The 17,025-nt window shown below is 66.5% G+C and carries 15 protein-coding genes and 1 tRNA gene; 10 read left to right on the forward strand and 6 right to left on the reverse strand.

Going from position 1 to position 17,025, the window contains the following annotated elements:
• Positions 1-29 precede the first annotated feature (29 nt).
• Together MF407_RS02205 and MF407_RS02210 are read right to left on the reverse strand one after the other, a co-directional pair.
• Positions 30-809 carry an SGNH/GDSL hydrolase family protein gene (locus MF407_RS02205; protein ID WP_239701109.1) on the reverse strand — a complete coding sequence of 260 codons (780 nt, stop codon included), beginning with the start codon at positions 807-809 and terminating at the stop codon, positions 30-32.
• Positions 806-1,480, reverse strand: a complete 675-nt coding sequence (locus MF407_RS02210; RefSeq protein WP_129624564.1) for a uracil-DNA glycosylase — start codon at positions 1,478-1,480, stop codon at positions 806-808. Before MF407_RS02210 ends, MF407_RS02205 begins: the two co-directional genes overlap by 4 nt.
• Before the next feature lie 66 nt (positions 1,481-1,546).
• On the opposite strand from MF407_RS02210, the gene htpX reads away from it, so the two are divergent.
• The 5 genes from htpX to MF407_RS02235 all read left to right on the forward strand — a co-directional run bounded on the left by htpX (position 1,547) and on the right by MF407_RS02235 (position 9,064).
• Complete coding sequence (gene htpX, locus MF407_RS02215) at positions 1,547-2,410, forward strand: zinc metalloprotease HtpX (protein ID WP_129624563.1); 864 nt, start codon at positions 1,547-1,549, stop codon at positions 2,408-2,410.
• A 164-nt stretch (positions 2,411-2,574) separates the two neighbouring features.
• A complete protein-coding gene (locus tag MF407_RS02220; RefSeq protein WP_239701112.1) occupies positions 2,575-4,860 on the forward strand; it encodes a bifunctional UDP-sugar hydrolase/5'-nucleotidase in 2,286 nt (761 codons plus the stop codon).
• Positions 4,861-4,987: 127 nt separating this feature from the next.
• A complete protein-coding gene (locus MF407_RS02225) occupies positions 4,988-5,794 on the forward strand; it encodes a TrmH family RNA methyltransferase (RefSeq protein ID WP_239701114.1) in 807 nt (268 codons plus the stop codon).
• 34 nt (positions 5,795-5,828) lie between these two features.
• The gene (gene pepN / locus MF407_RS02230; RefSeq protein WP_239701116.1) at positions 5,829-8,312 is read left to right on the forward strand and encodes an aminopeptidase N; all 2,484 of its coding nucleotides are present in this window, start codon (positions 5,829-5,831) and stop codon (positions 8,310-8,312) included.
• The gene (locus MF407_RS02235; RefSeq protein WP_239701119.1) at positions 8,309-9,064 is read left to right on the forward strand and encodes a serine hydrolase; all 756 of its coding nucleotides are present in this window, start codon (positions 8,309-8,311) and stop codon (positions 9,062-9,064) included. Before pepN ends, MF407_RS02235 begins: the two co-directional genes overlap by 4 nt.
• Positions 9,065-9,116: 52 nt before the next feature.
• On the opposite strand, the gene MF407_RS02240 is transcribed toward MF407_RS02235, so the two are convergent.
• From MF407_RS02240 to MF407_RS02250, 3 genes are all read right to left on the reverse strand, one after another.
• A complete protein-coding gene (locus tag MF407_RS02240; protein ID WP_239701120.1) occupies positions 9,117-9,569 on the reverse strand; it encodes a MaoC family dehydratase in 453 nt (150 codons plus the stop codon).
• 3 nt (positions 9,570-9,572) lie between these two features.
• Positions 9,573-10,328 carry a 3-oxoacyl-ACP reductase FabG gene (gene fabG, locus MF407_RS02245; protein WP_211345217.1) on the reverse strand — a complete coding sequence of 252 codons (756 nt, stop codon included), beginning with the start codon at positions 10,326-10,328 and terminating at the stop codon, positions 9,573-9,575.
• Positions 10,329-10,780: 452 nt separating this feature from the next.
• Entirely contained in the window at positions 10,781-11,926 is a 1,146-nt protein-coding gene (locus tag MF407_RS02250; RefSeq protein ID WP_129624557.1) for an acyl-CoA dehydrogenase family protein, read from the reverse strand.
• Positions 11,927-12,072: 146 nt separating this feature from the next.
• On the opposite strand from MF407_RS02250, the gene MF407_RS02255 reads away from it, so the two are divergent.
• On the forward strand, positions 12,073-12,654 hold the full coding sequence (locus tag MF407_RS02255; protein ID WP_129624556.1) for a TetR/AcrR family transcriptional regulator: 582 nt from the start codon (positions 12,073-12,075) through the stop codon (positions 12,652-12,654).
• An 85-nt stretch (positions 12,655-12,739) separates the two neighbouring features.
• Here the strand turns inward: MF407_RS02255 and MF407_RS02260 are convergent, their stop codons facing one another.
• On the reverse strand, positions 12,740-13,237 hold the full coding sequence (locus MF407_RS02260) for a YajQ family cyclic di-GMP-binding protein (protein ID WP_129624555.1): 498 nt from the start codon (positions 13,235-13,237) through the stop codon (positions 12,740-12,742).
• A gap of 132 nt (positions 13,238-13,369) precedes the next feature.
• Between MF407_RS02260 and MF407_RS02265 the strand changes: the two genes are divergently transcribed.
• From MF407_RS02265 to MF407_RS02280, 4 genes are all read left to right on the forward strand, one after another.
• Entirely contained in the window at positions 13,370-14,854 is a 1,485-nt protein-coding gene (locus tag MF407_RS02265; RefSeq protein ID WP_275578163.1) for an amino acid permease, read from the forward strand.
• Between the two features lie 143 nt (positions 14,855-14,997).
• Positions 14,998-15,081, forward strand: a tRNA-Tyr gene (locus MF407_RS02270).
• A 204-nt stretch (positions 15,082-15,285) separates the two neighbouring features.
• A complete protein-coding gene (locus MF407_RS02275; RefSeq protein WP_239701121.1) occupies positions 15,286-16,401 on the forward strand; it encodes a multidrug effflux MFS transporter in 1,116 nt (371 codons plus the stop codon).
• The gene (locus MF407_RS02280; RefSeq protein ID WP_205744661.1) at positions 16,398-17,024 is read left to right on the forward strand and encodes a YigZ family protein; all 627 of its coding nucleotides are present in this window, start codon (positions 16,398-16,400) and stop codon (positions 17,022-17,024) included. Before MF407_RS02275 ends, MF407_RS02280 begins: the two co-directional genes overlap by 4 nt.
• The last annotated feature ends 1 nt before the right edge of the window (position 17,025 follow it).

Raw genomic sequence — 17,025 nt, forward strand, 5'->3', positions numbered from 1 at the left:
ACCCAGGGACCAAGGTCCCCGCCGGGGACTCAGTCGAGCGGCGTGATCGTCGGGCGTTTGGGCTGAACCTCGTCGCCGGAGCTGCGCCCCTGCAGGCGCCGCTGCACCCATGGCGCCGCGTACTCCTTGGCCCAGGCGGCGTGACCCGCGATCGACTCGCGACGGCCGAGTGGGGGAGCGGGGTCGAGCGGGACCGCCCAGTCACGTTCACCGGTGTGTTGGCCGAGTGCCCAATACGCCTGTGCGGCAATGCGTTCGTGGCCCAGGCTGGACAGGTGGATGCGGTCGATGCCCCACATGCGGGCGTCGCGTAGGGAACGAAGCCCCCACTGGTCGATCACGTACGCGCCCTGTCGTTGTGCGATGCCCCAGATGTTCGCGTTGTGCGATCCCATGCGTCCGGCCAGACGGCGCAGCACCGCCGCGCCCTTCGGATTGGCCATCGTGCACATCAGGACGTCGGCTCCGGTCGATCGGATGCGTTCGACGGCTGCTTCGAGTTCGTCGGCGATGCGGTCGAGGTCGGCCTTCGGACGCAGGATGTCGTTGCCACCGCCCACGATCGACACGAGGTCGGGTTCGAGTGCAAGCGCCGCCTCCAACTGCGGACCCGCGACGTCGGCGAGCAACCGGCCACGCACGGCGAGGTTGGCGTACCCGAACGGTCGCCCCTCGGGGCGGGCATCGGATGCCAACTGCGCGGCGAGCCGATCGGCCCAACCGACGTAGGCGCCGGGGTCGTCCGGGTGCTCATCGACCATGCCCTCGGTGAAGCTGTCGCCGATCGCGACGTAGCGCTGCCAACTCACGGGAGACTCCAATCGATCGGTTCGGCGCCCTGGCGCTGCAGCAGCTCGTTGCACCGGCTGAACGGTTTCGACCCGAAGAATCCCGATCGGGCCGACAGCGGGGACGGGTGGGCGCTCTCGACGTACGGCACCTCACCCAGATGCGGTGCGAGGTTGCGGGCGTCGCGGCCCCACAGGATCGCGACCAGCGGTCCGCCGCGCTCCACCAGTCCGCTGATCGCGGCGGCGGTCACGGTCTCCCAACCCTTGCCGCGGTGACTCGCGGGCGTGCCCGGTCGCACGGTCAGCACCCGGTTGAGCAGCAGCACCCCGCGCTCGCTCCACGGCGACAGGTCACCGGTCGAGGGCCTGGGCACCCCGAGATCGGACCCCAGCTCGGTGTAGATGTTCATCAGGCTGCGCGGGATCGGGTGGACGTCCGGCGCCACCGAGAACGACAAGCCGACGGCGTGCCCGGGGGTCGGATACGGGTCCTGGCCGACGATCAGTACGCGCACCTCGTCCATCGGCCCGGAGAAAGCACGCAGCACGTTCTCCGACGCCGGAAGGTATCCGCGGCCGGCGGCGAGTTCGGCACGCAGGAACTCCCCGCACGCAGTCAGCGCGTCCGCCGCCGGGGTGAGGCTGGGCACCCAGCTGGGGTGGACGAGTTCGGCCAACGGCTTGGGCATGAGCACAAACCTACGACGGTGAACGCGGTATGGAACACGCGAACCGTCCGCGACGTTCATCCAGATGTGCACAAGCATTACAACGGCCTGAAGACGGCCCTGCTCTTCGGCGCCATCTGGGCGCTGCTGCTGGGTGTCGGATCGCTCATCGGTGGCGGCAAGTTCATCTGGGTGTTCGCGCTGATCGGCGTGGCGACGACGTTCTACGGCTACTGGAACAGCGACAAGCTGGCCCTGCGCGCGATGCAGGCCTACCCGGTGAGCGAGATCCAGGCGCCGCAGATGTACCGCATCGTCCGCGAACTCTCCAACGCCGCAGGCAAGCCGATGCCGCGGTTGTACATCTCTCCCACGCAGGCACCGAACGCGTTCGCGACCGGCCGCAACCCCAAGAATGCAGCGGTCTGCTGCACCGAGGGCATCCTGGAACTGCTGGACGAGCGTGAACTGCGAGCGGTGCTCGGGCATGAACTGATGCACGTCTACAACCGCGACATCCTGACCTCGTCCATCGCGGCGGCGCTCGCCGGAATCGTCACCTCCGTCGCACAGATGATGATGTTCGCGGGCGCGCTGGGTGGCAGCGACGAGAACCGTCCGAACCCCATCGCGATGCTGCTGATGGCCTTCCTCGCGCCGTTCGCGGCGATGATCATCCAGTTCGCGATCAGCCGCACTCGCGAGTACGACGCGGACGAGGACGGCTCCCGACTCACCGGCGACCCGCTCGCGCTCGCGTCCGCGCTCGCGAAGCTGGAACACGGAGTTGCCCGCGCCCCGTTGGCCCCGACCCCGAAGGTCGTCAACGCCAGCCACATGATGATCGCGAACCCGTTCCGGGCGCAGGACGTGTCCCGACTGATGTCGACCCACCCCTCGACCGCCGACCGCATCGCCCGACTGCAGGCGATGGCGCAGCGAGGTCTGTGAGTCGCACGTTCGGGGTGAACTCTCGAAGGACGTTCGTATAACGCTGTGTCACAACAGTCGACGTGGCGGGCAGTGAGGTGCAGACTGACCCTCGAGCCGAAGTCGGTCCGTGCTGGAGATGGCCGTGCAGCGGCGCATCCCCGAACCGTCAAGGAGCTCCTTCCATGCAGTCAGCCCGCCTGCTCGGCGCTGCCGCGACCGTCGCGCTCGCCGCGTCGTTCGCTGCATCGCCCTCGGCCCTCGCCGCCACGAACGTCGGCGACGGCCCGATCAGCCCTAATCTCACCAAGATCAGCCTGCTCAACACCAACGACTTCCACGGTCACTTCACCAAGGACTTCGCCTGCACCGTCACCACAGCGCAGAACGAACTCGGGGCGACGTTCCTGTCGGCCGGTGACAACGTCGGCGGTACGCCGTTCGCGTCCGCTTCGCAGAACGACGTGCCGGCGATCGACTACCTGAACGCGCTCGACCTGAAGGCGTCGGCCGTCGGAAACCACGAGTTCGACAAGGGCTTCGCCGACCTCACCGGACGCGTCCAGGCCCGTGCGAACTGGACCTACCTCGGAGCGAACGTCTACCGGGCGGGCACCACCACCCCGGCGCTGCCGGCGTACAAGGTGATCGATGTGAACGGCGTGAAGGTGGGCGTCGTCGGCGCGGTCACCTCCGACGTCCCGTCGCTGGTCGCCGGCGACGGCATCAGCGGTCTCACCTTCGGCGACCCGGTCGCTGCCGTGAACCGCACCGCAGCACAGCTCAAGGACGGTGACGCCTCCAACGGTGAGGCGGACGTCGTCGTCGCCGAGTACCACGAGGGCGCCGCCGGGGGCGGGGACGCCACCCTCGCCTCGCAGACTGCGCGGGGTGGAATCTTCGCCAAGATCGTGAACGGGACCGCTGCGAGCGTGGACGCGATCTTCACCGGTCACACCCACCAGATCTACGCCTGGGACGCACCCGCTCCCGGTGGCGGCACGCGCCCGGTCATCCAGACCGACTACTACGCCTCCCACCTCGGTGTGCTGCAACTCGGTTATGACCCGACCACCAAGAAGGTCACCCAGTACTCCGTGACCAACCGCGAGGTCACCGCAACCACTGCGGCCTGTGAAGCCGACGCTCGTTACCGGTCCGCCGCCACGATCGTCGACAACGCCAATGCGCGCGCCGATGTCATCGGCAAGCAGCCGGTCGGCAAGATCACCGCCGACATCACCACGGCCCTCAAGCCGGACGGCAGCCGCGACGACCGCTTGCGCGAGTCGACCCTGTCGAACCTCATCGCCCAGTCGTACGTCGACTCGATCAACAAGCCGGGTCGCCCCGGCGGTGTCGAGATCGGTGTGATGAACCCCGGCGGTGTGCGTGCCGACCTGAAGTACGGCACCGACGGCACGGTCACCTATGCCGATGTCGCGGCGATCATGCCGTTCAACAACACGGTGCAGACCATCGAGGTCACCGGCGCGCAGTTCAAGCAGGTGCTGGAGCAGCAGTGGCAGCCCGAGGGCAGTTCGCGTGCGTTCCTCAAGCTCGGACTGAGCAAGAACGTCACCTACACCTACGACCCGAACGCGGCCGCCGGTTCGCGGATCACCTCGGTCACTGTCGACGGGCAGCCCCTCGACATGGGCAAGACCTACACGGTCGCGTCCAACTCCTTCCTGGTCGGCGGTGGTGACAACTTCACCGCGTTCGAGGCGGCAGACGCGACGCGCAAGGACTCCGGCCTGATCGACCAGTCGCTGTTCGTCGAATGGTTCAAGGAGCACAACCCCGCAAGCCCCTCGTTCGCCAAGAACGGTGTGGCCGTCGAGAACCAGCCGAAGGCGGTCACCCAGGGTGAAGAGGTCACGTTCACGGTGTCCGGGCTCGACATGACCAGCGCGGGTGCCCCGACCACGACCGAGGTCGAGGTCTTCCTGGGCACCCAGTCGCTCGGCACGTTCCCGGTGCAGAAGGTGCTGACCACGGCGCCCCCGTTCCCCACGCGTAACGAGACCGCGACGATCACTGTCAAGATCCCGGCCGACGCGATGACCGGAGCACAGCAGCTCGTCGTCAAGGCCGCGCAGACCGGCACGACCGTCACCATGCCGCTCACCGTGGTAGCCGCGGACCAGCCGAGCCCGACGTCGACCCCGACGGCTTCGCCCACCGGCACCGAGTCGCCGACGGCTTCGCCTACCGGCACCCCGACCGGCACCCCGACCAGCACGCCGACTAGCACGCCGACCAGCACGCCGACCAGCACGCCGACCAGCACGCCGACCAGCACGCCGACCAGCACGCCGACCAGCACGGTGACCGGCCCGCCCGTCGTGACCGACGGTGACCAGAGCGGCGGATCGTCATCGAGCAACGGCGGTGTGTTCGCCGGTGCCGGTGCGCTGTTCGCGATGCTCCTCGCCGGAGCCTGGGTGCTCGGACGTCGCCTGAGGTGACGACGCCCGTAGTCCAGGGAACCGGTCGTAACAGCGACCGCTTCCCGAGGACGTCGAAACGGACGCCGTCGTGGCTCGACCACGGCGGCGTCCGTGCGTCCACGGCGGTTGTGGATACCGTGACCGGGTGAGCGCGCCGACCCGGATCCACACCCGAAATGCGACCTTCCAGCAGTGGCAGGCGTTGCTGACCAACCGCACCAAGCGGCATCGTCAGGCCCAGTTCCTGGTACACGGGGTGCGGCCGATCACGCTCGCGATCGATGGCGGCTGGGAGCTGCTCGCGCTCATCCGCCCGAACGACGGGCGCCGGTCGAAGTGGGCGGCGCGGGTGTGGGACGAGGCGTCCTGTCAGCGGGTCGAGATGCCCGCCGACATGGTGCGCGAACTCGGCGACCGTGCCGACACCGCACCCGAACTCGTCGCGGTGGTCGCAATGCCGCCGGACGATCTCGACCGACTCCGCGCACCCGATCCGCTGCTCGTCGTGTTCGACCGGCCGACGCAACCAGGCAACATCGGCACCCTGCAACGGTCGATGGACGCCTTCGGTGCGACCGGTCTGATCATCACCGGGCACGCCACCGACCCGTACGACCCGAAGGCGGTGCGTGCGTCCACGGGTTCGTGCTTCAACATCCCGACCGTCCGGCTCGATTCGGCCGACGTGGTTCTGAACTGGATTGCCGGACAGCCCGATTCATGGCGAGTGCTGGCCACGGACGAGGGCGGCGAGCAGGATCTGCGCGCGGTCGACCTCACCGGACCGACGCTGCTGGTCGTGGGCAACGAGACCCGCGGCATCAGCCAGGCTTGGCGCGAGGCGTGCGATCAGGTGGTCAGCATCCCGATGGTCGGAGGCGCGAGTTCGTTGAACGCAGCAGTCGCCGGTTCGATCGTGCTGCACGAGGCTCTGCGACAGCGGCAGGCCTGAGAGCGAGCATCGGGTCGCCTGGCAGAGTGGGCGTATGGCCATCCTGTTGCAGACCGAAGCGGTCGAACGCGCCCGGCTGATCGCCGGCATCTCCTACACCGTTGACCTCGACCTCACGCTCGGTGACACCGAGTTCGGGTCTCGCACCGTCGTCCGCTTCTCATGCAGCGAACCAGGCGCGTCCACGTTCATCGATCTCAAGGCAGTGTCGGTCGAGTCGATCACGCTGAACGGCAACGATATTCACCCATCCGCGATCTCGGACGGCCGGCTCACCCTCTCCCAGCTGCAGCAGGCCAACGAACTCTCGGTCACCGCTCGCATGGCCTATACCCGCGATGGTCAGGGTCTGCATCGTGCGGTCGACCCGGCGGACGAGAAGGCGTACGTGTACGGGATGTCGTTCCTGGACGCGGCACCGCAGATCTTTCCCTGCTTCGACCAACCCGACCTGAAGGCCGGCTACGACCTGACGGTCACCGCGCCGCAGGACTGGGTGGTCGCCGGTAACAGCGCCGCGAAGCAGACATCCCCTGGTCGCTGGGAGTTCGAGACGTCCAAGCCTCTGGCGACGTACTTCTTCACGATCTGCGCCGGACCCTACGAGACGGTGCGTGATGAGCACCGCGGCATTCCGCTCGCGTTGCACGCCCGAGCCTCGCTCGGGCAGGACCTGCGTCGTCATGCCCCGCAGATGCTGGATGTGACCAAGCAGGGGCTGGACTACTTCGAGGACCTCTTCGGCATCGACTACCCGTGGGGCGAGTACCACCAATTCTTCGTGCCCGAGTTCAATGCCGGCGCGATGGAGAACCCCGGCTGCGTGACCTTCCGCGACCAGTACATCTTCCGCGGTTCTGTCGGTCGCGCCGAGATCATGCAACGCAGCAACACGATCCTGCACGAGATGGCACACATGTGGTTCGGCGACCTGGTGAGCATGAAGTGGTGGGACGATCTGTGGCTCAACGAATCGTTCGCCGAGTACATGGCGCACCGAGCATGCTCCGCGGCAACGGAATTCGACGACGCCTGGGTCGATTTTGGGATCAGTCGCAAGAACTGGGGCTACGCCGCCGACCGTGCGCCGTCCACCCATCCCATCGCCGGCAACGCTGCCGACGACACCGACTCCGCGCTCACCAATTTCGACGGCATCTCCTACGCGAAGGGGTGCTCTGCATTGCGTCAGCTCGCGCTGTATGTCGGTGACGACGCATTCGTCGGGGGAGTGCGCGACTACCTGCGTGATCACTCCTACGGCAACGCGACGCTTGCCGACTTCCTGGACGCGATCAGCGCGCACACCGATGTCGATCTGGACGCGTGGTCCAAGGGTTGGCTCGAGACCGCCGGCACGGACGAGATCGCCGTCGTGGTCGACGGTGACCCGATCGGTGTGGTGGAGGCGGTACGTACGACGCCCGAAGCGCACCCGGCGGACCGACCGCACATGCTCGACATCGCAGGCTTCTGCGGCGGTAAGGAGGTATGGCGCACACCGGTTTTCACCCTCGGTGCCACGTCAGGAGAGCAGACGCCGTTGACCGGGCTGGAGCGTCCGAAGCTGTTGGTGCCGAACGCCTCCGACCTCACCTGGACGATCCCGGTGTTCGACGACAACACCCTGGCCGCGATGCCGGACGAACTGCCGAAGGTCGAAGACCCGCAGGTGAGGCAGGTCGTCTGGGCCGGCCTGCTCAACGGCATGGCCCTGTCCACCGTCGACCCACAAACCGTGCTGGCGGTGTTCGAGGCGTCGTTCCCGACCGAGGAGAACGAGTCGTTGCGGCACTGGACGGCTCGTCTCGTGCGGCGCAGGCTCGGATACTTCCTGCCGGACGCAGAGAGGCAGGAGGCGACCGAGCGCATCGCGGTTGCAGCGACCGTCGCGCTGGATGCGGCCGACGCGGAGCGCGCGGTCACTCCTGGTCGTCTGCTGGCAGCGACCTCGAGTGACGAGGGTATGCTGCGCCGGTGGGTGGCTGCAGAGGACCTACCCGACGCACTCGCGGGCGACCTGGACGTGAGGTGGACCGCACTGACCCGTCTCGCCCAACTCGGCCATGCGGACGATGCGGCGATCGACGCGTTCGCGGCGCAAGACCGCACGATGGCCGGCGAACAGAATGCGTTGCGGGCCAAGGCTGTTCGCCCGACTCCCGAGGCGAAGGAATGGGCATGGACCCAGTTGGAGTCCAACGCCTCATTGTCGAACTACGAGGCACTCGCGATCGCAGAGACCATCTTCGTCGCGCCGTCGTCAGAACTGGTTCGTCCTCACGTCGAGCGCTACTTCCGCGTGCTGCCGAAGTTGGCCGACCGCCTCGGCGAGTTCGCCTCGCAGAAGATCGCGGCTGCCGCTTTCCCGGTCGGGGTCACCGAGCAGGCGACGTCGGACGCCGCGCAGGAAGCGTTGCGATCCGGGCGCATGACTGCAAACGTCCGACGAGCCATCGTCGACGGCACCGCCGAACTCGACGAGGCACTCGCCTCGCTGCAGCGGTTCGGTCGATGACGTCGAGGACCGAACACACGCTGCTCGTCGTCGACACGGACGGTCGCGAACTGCACCGCGTCGGTGACGTGGATGCGGTGCGTCCGATCGCGTCCGTCGGCAAGCTGCTGCTGCTCGCGCACGTCGCCGCCGAACTGGATGCCGAGCGGTTGGACGGGGCTGAACTGCTCGCCAAGGAATCCGTACTGCGAGTGCAGGACTCGGGCTTGTGGCAGCACCTCGATGCTGCCGCCCTGTCGGTACTGGACTGTTGCCGACTGGTCGCGGTGGTCAGCGACAACCTCGCCACGAACGTGCTGCTGGAGCGGGCGGGGCTCGACCGGGTGCGTGAGTTCGCCACCGGCCTCGACGTCACCCCGTACGAACTGCTCGACTTCATCCGTGACGAGCGTGGGCCGGACACGGCGCCGACCTTCGCCCTCGGCTCGGCTGCGTCGCTGATCCGGTTCATGGGGTTGGTGCACCACGGTGTGGTGTCGGCGAGGGTGCGTGACTGGATGAAGCTGAACGTCGACCTCAGTCTGTCGGCCGGTGTGCTCGCGCTCGATCCGCTCGCCCACATCGACGACGAACCCGGTCTGCTGAACAAGACGGGTTCGGACGACGGAGTGCGGGTGGACCTCGGCTCGATCACCTCGAACGGACGCACCGTGCACTACTGCGCGATGGCTCACTGGCAGCCGGGGGAGCCGTTCACCCGGCGGATCGCCGGGGAGATGCGCTCGCTGGCGCAGCAGACGCTGCTCGCCTGAAGGACGGACGGCGGCCCCGCCGAAGCGGGACCGCCGTCGTGTTCGGCGAACGTCAGGGAACGATCACCGACAGCGTCTCCGCGACGCAGGCCGGCTTGTCCTGGCCCTCGATCTCGATGACGCACTTGGTCGTCACGGTGAAGCCCAGGGGCGACGGTTCGACCGACACGATCTCGAAGCCGCCGCGCACCTTCGAACCCACCGGAACGGGGTTGGGGAAGCGCACCTTGTTCGAGCCGTAGTTGACGCCCATCTCCACGCCTTCGACCGTGTAGACCTCCCACGAGAGCATCGGCAACAGCGACAGCGTCATGTACCCGTGGACGATGGTGCCACCGAACGGTCCCGACTTCGCCTTCTCGACGTCGACGTGGATCCACTGGTGGTCACCGGTGGCCTCAGCGAACTGGTTGACCGCGTCTTGGGTGACTTCATGCCACTCGCTGTAGCCGAGGTGTTCGCCCACAGCGGCCTGGAGGTCTTCGATTCCGTTGAAAACACGCATGATTCAGTCCTTCGGTCCACCGGCGACGTACAGCACCTGGCCGCTGACGAAGCCCGCGTCCTCACGGCAGAAGAACGACGCCGCAGCAGCGATGTCGTCCGGACGGCCCACGCGCGCCACCGGGATCTGGGTGGCCGCGGCCTTCTGGAACTCATCGAAGTCCATGCCGACGCGCTCGGCCGTGGCCGCGGTCATGTCGGTCACGATGAATCCCGGGGCGATGGCGTTGGCGGTGATGCCGAACTTGCCGAGTTCGATCGCGAGGGTCTTGGTGAAGCCCTGCAGACCGGCCTTGGCCGCGGCGTAGTTGGCCTGGCCGCGGTTGCCCAGTGCCGAGGTCGACGAGAGGTTCACCACGCGTCCGAACTTCGCCTCGGTCATGTACTTCTGGGTCGCGCGGGTCATCAGGAAGCTGCCGCGAAGGTGCACGTTCATGACGGTGTCCCAGTCGTCCGCGCTCATCTTGAACAGCAGGTTGTCGCGCAGCACGCCGGCGTTGTTGATCAGCCCGGTCGGCGCACCGAGTTCGGACGCGATGCGCTCGACGGCGGCGTTGACGGCCTCCTCGTTCGAGACATCGCAACCGACGGCGAGGGCCTCGCCGCCCGATTCCTTGATCTTGTCGACGACGTTCTGGCAGGCGGCCTCGTCGAGGTCGACCACGGCGACCTTGAAGCCGTCCGAGGCCAGGCGCTCGGCCACGGCTGCGCCGATTCCTCGGGCTGCTCCGGTCACGATCGCGGTGCGTGCTTCAGTCACTGCTGTTCCCTTCGTCGGATGCGCTCCTGGGTGGAGCCGAAAACATGTGATCAGTGTCTCTCATCGGGGCGTGACAAAGACGAAAGGTGGGTTGGGTGCCGACGATCGAGTTCACCGGCTACGTTCGCGCCGTCCCGGCGGCGGGTTGGCTCGCGATCCGGCTGCGGTTGGTCGTGCGTGGATGAATTCGGCTGTTGCGCATGGGCCGCGCCCGCGGGATTCGCGGTGCGTGTTCAGCGACGGCAGGTGCCGTCGGTGCGGTTCGTGTCGCGGTGATCGAAGGTGCAACGAAATTCATCGCTATTCGACCACTGCGGGTGTGCCGGTCCGCGTTTGCTCGGTGGTAGCAAACGAAGGTGGCCACCCCATCGGGTGGCCACCTTCGTCATGGTGGGCTCGCTCCTTAGAGACGCTGTCCAGCATCTTGGGTCACGCTCCGCTCCGGCTGGCGCTCAGAGGCCGAGGTCGCGCCCGATGAGCTCCTTCATGATCTCGTTCGAGCCGGCCCAGATCTTCGTGACGCGCGCATCGCGCCAGGCGCGCGCCACGCGGTACTCGTTCATGAAGCCGTATCCACCGTGCAACTGGACGCACTCGTCCAGCACCTTGTTCTGCACCTCGGCGGAGAACCACTTGGCCTTCGCCGCGTCGATCGGGGTCAGCTTGCCCTCCGCATGGGCTGCGATGCAGTCGTCGACGTACGCCTCGGTGACCTCGATCTGGGTGACCAGCTCGGCGATCTTGAACTTGTTGTGCTGGAAGGAACCGATCGACTGTCCGAACGCCTTGCGCTCCTTGGTGTACTCGATCGTCTCCAGCAGAATCTGCTTGGCGTGCGCGGTGTTCGACACGGCAGCTCCGACGCGTTCCTGCGGCAGGCGCTGCATCATCGAGATGAAGCCCATGCCCTCCTCGCCGATGCGGTTGGCGTCGGGCACGCGGACGTTCTCGAAGAACAGCTCGGACGTGTCGGACTCGACCTGGCCGACCTTGTCCAGCTTGTTGCCCTTGGTGAAGCCGGGCATGTCGGCCTCGAGCATGAACAGCGTGATGCCCTTCGAACCCCTGCTCGGGTCGGTGCGGACGGCGACGATCGCGATGTCGCACTGGTGGCCGTTGGTGATGAAGGTCTTGGAGCCGTTGATGATCCAGTCGTCGCCGTCGCGAACACCGGTGGTCTTCAGTGCGGCGAGGTCGGAACCGCCGGAGGGCTCGGTCATGCCGATCGCGCAGATCAGGTCGCCGGCAGCCATTGCCGGCAACCACTTCTGCTTCTGCTCCTGCGTGCCCAGGTCGACCAGGTAGGGCGGGCAGACATCGGAGTGGATGCCGAAGCAGCTGGAGACGGCGGCATTGAAGGCGGCGATCTCCTCGGCGGCGACCGCATTGAATCGGTAGTCGTCCGCGCCGGCCCCGCCGAACTCCTCGGGGATGTCGAGGCCGAGCAGGCCCTGGCGGCCGGCTTCCTTCCAGATGTCCCGTGGAATCACCTTCTGCTCGAGCATCTCCTCGGCACGCGGCTTTAGGGTGCGGTCGACGAATTCGCGGACGGAGGCGCGGAAGGCCTCGTGGTCCTCGGTGTAGACGTTGCGGGGCATGGCGTACTTCCTTATACACAGGCGGCTCGGGAGCGCTGACTAAGCGCTTGCTTAGCGTCTCATTCCGGTGAATCCTCGTCAATGAGTGGGGCGCACCCTGTGCGGCGAGCGCGTAGGGTTTGGCCGGCGACAAGGAGCTGCAGCGGATGACTGTCGACACGACGACAACGCGTGACCGGTTACTCGATGCTGCTCGGATCTCTTTTGCCCGCAAGGGATTTCACGGGACGACAACGCGTGACATCGCGTCCGCCGCCGGCTTGTCGCCGGCCGGCGTCTACGTACACCACCGCAGCAAAGAGGCGATGCTGTTCGAGATCAGTCGGGCCGGGCACGAACGGATCACCGATCGTGTGGAGGCGGCAGCGGGTGCCGACGGCGACGCCCGGACGCGGCTGCGCGCGATCGTCCACGAACTCGTCCTCACCCACGCGATCGATCACGAGACGGCCCGCGTCGTGAACTACGAACTCGAAGCACTCACGCCCGAGCACCGCGAGGTCATCGAGCGTCTGCGCGGACGCATCCAGCACAGTCTGCGCCGCACCGTCCAGGACGGAGTCGACGCCGGTGTGTTCAGCATCGACCAGGTGGGTATGACCGCCAACGCGATCAGCGGGATGTGCGTGGACGTCGCGCGTTGGTACGAGGCGGACGCGCGGTGGACGCCGGAGCGCATCGCCGACCATTTCGCCGACATCGCACTGCGGATGGTCAGTTCGTCCTGACCGAAGTCAGCGCAGAAACAAGGAGGGTTTTGCTCCGCGAGAAGGAGACTTTCCCTTCTCGCGGAGCAACTGTCTCCTCGCTGAGTCAGCGGTAGTTCGTGTATTGCAGCGCGACGTCCAGGTCGGACGCCTTGAGCAGGCGCTGCACTTCCTGCAGGTCATCGCGTGACTTGCTGCTGACCTTGAGTTCGTCGCCCTCGATGCGTGCCTTGACCGACTTCGGGCCTTCGTCACGGATGATCTTGCTGATCTTCTTCGCGTTCTCCTGCGACAGGCCCTCCTTGAGAGTGCCCTCGAGTCGGTAGATCTTGCCGAACAGCTTCGGCTCGCCGTCGTTGCTGAGCTCGATCGACTTCAGTGACACGCCCCGCTTGACCAGCTTGGTCTGAAACACGTCGAGCACGGCCAGGCAGCGCTCGGTCGCGTTCGCCTCGATCAGGATCTTCTCGCCCGACCACTCGAGTTTGGCGTCGACGTTCTTGAAGTCGTACCGCGTCGAGATCTCCTTGGCGGCCTGGGTCAGAGCGTTGCTGACCTCCTGCTTGTCGACCTTGCTGACGATGTCGAACGATGAGTCGGCCATGGCGGGCTCCTTCGGGTCGGGGCAGTCGTGATCGGCACCGAGCGTACGCGGACGCCTGGTGGTCGTGCAGGCCCGTCGGCCGCCTCGATCCGATACCGTGCTGCGGGCCACCACAACCGAGAGGCTCCGCTCTTGTCAGACAAGACCACGGCCGTCAACGAGCAGGAAAGCAAGCACGGTCACACCGACGACCTGCATCGCGGACTCAAGGCGCGTCACCTGAACATGATCGCCATCGGCGGTGCGATCGGCACCGGTCTGTTTCTCGCGTCCGGTGGCACGATCAGCGAAGCCGGCCCGGGTGGCGCGCTGCTGGCGTACGCCCTCATCGGACTCATGGTCTTCATGCTGATGCAGAGTCTGGGGGAGATGTCGACCTTCCTGCCGGTGGCCGACTCGTTCCAAGCGTACGGCACCCGCTTCGTCTCGCCGTCCTTCGGCTTCGCGCAGGGCTGGAACTACTGGTTCAACTGGGCGATCACCGTCGCGGCCGAACTCGTCGCCGCCGCACTGGTGATGAAGTACTGGCTGCCGGACGTGCCCTCGTGGGTGTGGTCGGCCGTCTTCTTGGCGATTCTGTTCGGACTCAACGCTTTTCACGTGAAGGCGTTCGGCGAGAGCGAGTTCATCTTCTCCGCGATCAAGGTCATCACTGTGATCGTGTTCCTCGGTATCGGCCTGCTGATGATCCTCGGTGTCATGGGTGGCGACTCGCCCGGATTCTCCAACTGGACGCGTGGTGAGGCGCCTTTCGTCGGCGGTATCGGCGGCATCCTCGCGATCTTCATGATCGCCGGCTTCTCGTTCCAGGGCACCGAGATGGTGGCTGTCGCCTCCGGTGAGGCGGAGAACCCCGAGAAGACGATCCCGAAGGCGATCCGCGCGGTGTTCTGGCGGATCCTGCTGTTCTACATCGGTGCGATCGCGATCATCGGCTTCCTCATTCCCTACACCGACAAGCGACTGCTGTCGGCGTCGGAGAACGAGGACATCACCATCGCCCCGTTCACGCTCGTCTTCGACCAGGCCGGCATTGCGTTCGCGGCCGCCGTGATGAACGCGGTAATCCTCACCGCGATCCTGTCCGCCGGTAACTCCGGTCTCTACGTCTCCAGCCGCATGCTGTTCGGCCTGGCGCGCGACGGCAAAGCACCGGCAATCTTCGGTCGGCTCAACAAGCGGGGCATCCCGATGCCGGCTCTGCTCGCGACCACGGCGATCGGTGGACTCTGTTTCATCACCAGTCTCGCCGGTGACGGCGTCGCCTACACCTGGCTGGTGAACGCGTCCGGACTCGCGGGCTTCATCACCTGGTGCGGAATCGCCTGGAGCCACTACAAGTTCCGCCGTGCGTACGTGGCCCAGGGTGGCGACGTGAACGACCTGCCGTTCAAGGCGCTGTGGTTCCCGCTCGGCCCGGTGCTCGCCCTCGGCATGTGTGTGCTCGTCATCATCGGTCAGAACTACGAGGCCTGGCTGACCTCGACGCCCGACATGAAGGGACTGCTGTCCTCCTACCTGGGCCTGCCGTTGTTCCTGGCTCTCTGGTGGGGGCACAAGCTGGCCACCAAGGCACCCAAGGTGAAGCCGGAAGATGCGGATCTCTCCCGTCACTGACCTGGACGGGTTGGTGGCTGAGTGCGGAGTTGGAACTGCGCCGATGGCCACCGACTCAGGCGGTGGCCACCAACTGCTCACCACGACGTCCGGATCCGATTGGCTCGGACGCGGGCGGATTGCTACCCTTACACGCGCACTACGCCAGGTTGCCCGAGCGGCCAATGGGAGCGGACTGTAAATCCGTCGCGAAAGCTACGAAGGTTCGAATCCTTCACCTGGCACCACGTGCAGAAGGCCCCGGCTCCGTCCGGGGCCTTCGCCTTTTCGAACCAGCAGGGGAGTGGACGTGGAGCGGGCGACGAAGAGCAGCATCTGGTTGCTGCTGGTCGTGTTGGCGGCGTTGTCGATGCTCGGCCCGTTCTCGATCGACACTCCTTTCCCGGCGTTCAGCAGGATGGGGCCGCGAGTTCTCCGTCAGCACCGACGACATGCAGTTGGTCGTGACCGCCTACATGCTCGCTTTCGCATTGATGAGTCCCTTCCACGGTCCCATCTCGGACGCGGTCGGTCGCCGCCCGGTCATGCTCGCCGGCCTGTCGATGTACGCCGTCGCGTCGGTCGGTTGTGCCCTCTCGACCAGCTTGCCGATGCTGCTCGGTTTCCGTGTGTTGCAAGGGCTTTCGGCCGGTGGGGGAGTGATCGTCTCTCGTGCCGTGATCCGCGACATGTTCGAGGGCGCCGAGGCGCAGCGGCTGATGAGCCGAGTCACGATGATCTTCGGTGTGGCCCCGGCCGTCGCGCCGATCGTGGGTGGCTGGTTGCTGACGATGGGGTCGTGGCGCGCGATCTTCTACTTCCTGGTGGGCGTCGCTGTCGTGCTGATGGCGTTGGTGATCTTCGTACTGCCGGAGTCGCACCCGCGTGAGCGGCGGACGGCGTTCACCCCCTCGGCGATCTTCGGCGGCCTGGTGGAAGCCGGACGTTCGCCTGCCTTTCACCGGGTGTCCTGGGCCGCATCGCTGAGCTTCGCCGGCCAGTTCCTCTACATCGGCGCCGCGCCGATCTTCGTGATGGACCTGCTCGGCAAGGGCGAGCAGGACTTCTGGATGTTCTTCGTGCCGATGATCTCAGGGGTCGTGCTCGGTTCGTGGATCAGTTCGCGAACGAGTGGCCACGTCACGATCAACCGATTGGTCAGTGCCGCAATGGCATTCGCGTTGTTCGGCGCACTCGTGAACCTGGCGTTCGCGGTCATCCCGGCGACCCAGGGTCTGCCCTACGCGGTCATCGGCCCGGCCCTGATCGCAGTGGGAACCGGCGCGTCCTACCCGGCACTGCAACTGACCCTGCTCGACATGTTTCCCGGCAGCCGCGGGGCGACGGTGTCCCTGTTCACTTTCTTCACCCTGGTGCTGAACGGCTCCATGGCGGGGTTCGTCGCACCACATGTCACGGGCTCGTTCGCGCAGATGGCCCTCATGGCGCTCGCTCTGGAGATCGTCGCGGTCTTGTTCTGGATGAGCCACCTGCGCCACAGGCCGGGTGCGGGAGGCAAGCTGATGCGCCCCAAGGTGCATCCCGTTCCGACTCCGTCGGGCCAGTGAGCAGCTACCTGACTCTCTCCTCGCGCACCGACCGGGTAGCCGCGATCGAGATCAAGCGCTCCCGCTTCCTCGCGGTGGTCCGCCGGGTGGGCGACGAGGACGCCGCCCGCGCATTGGTGGCCGACCTGCGCAAGCAGCACCACGACGCCCGACATCACTGCAGCGCATTCATCCTCGGGCCGACACCCTCGATCGAGCGGTCGAACGACGACGGCGAGCCTGCCGGTACTGCGGGTGGCCCGATGCTCGACGTGCTGCGTGGACGCGAACTCAGCGACGTCGCAGCGGTTGTCGTCCGATGGTTCGGCGGCACGCTGCTCGGAGCCGGCGGTCTCGTCCGCGCGTACGGCGATGCGGTCGCGGCGGCGCTCGACGGTGCACCGCTCGTCCGGCGGGCTCAGGACGACCTTTTCGACCTGTCGGTCTCCCATGCGGACGCCGGCAAGGTCGAGTCGGATCTGCGGGCCCGGGGCGTCGGTGTGCTCGGCGTCGACTACCTCGACCGGGCGTTGCTGCACCTGGCCGGAGACCTCGACGACCTGGCTCCCGCGGTCGCCGAGATCACCTCGGGCGCAGGCATATTGCAACCGGCCGGCACACGTTGGGTGGACCGCCCGACGTGAC

This window comes from Yimella sp. NH-Cas1 (assembly GCF_022359705.1).
Classification (GTDB): Bacteria; Actinomycetota; Actinomycetes; order Actinomycetales; family Dermatophilaceae; genus Yimella; species Yimella lutea.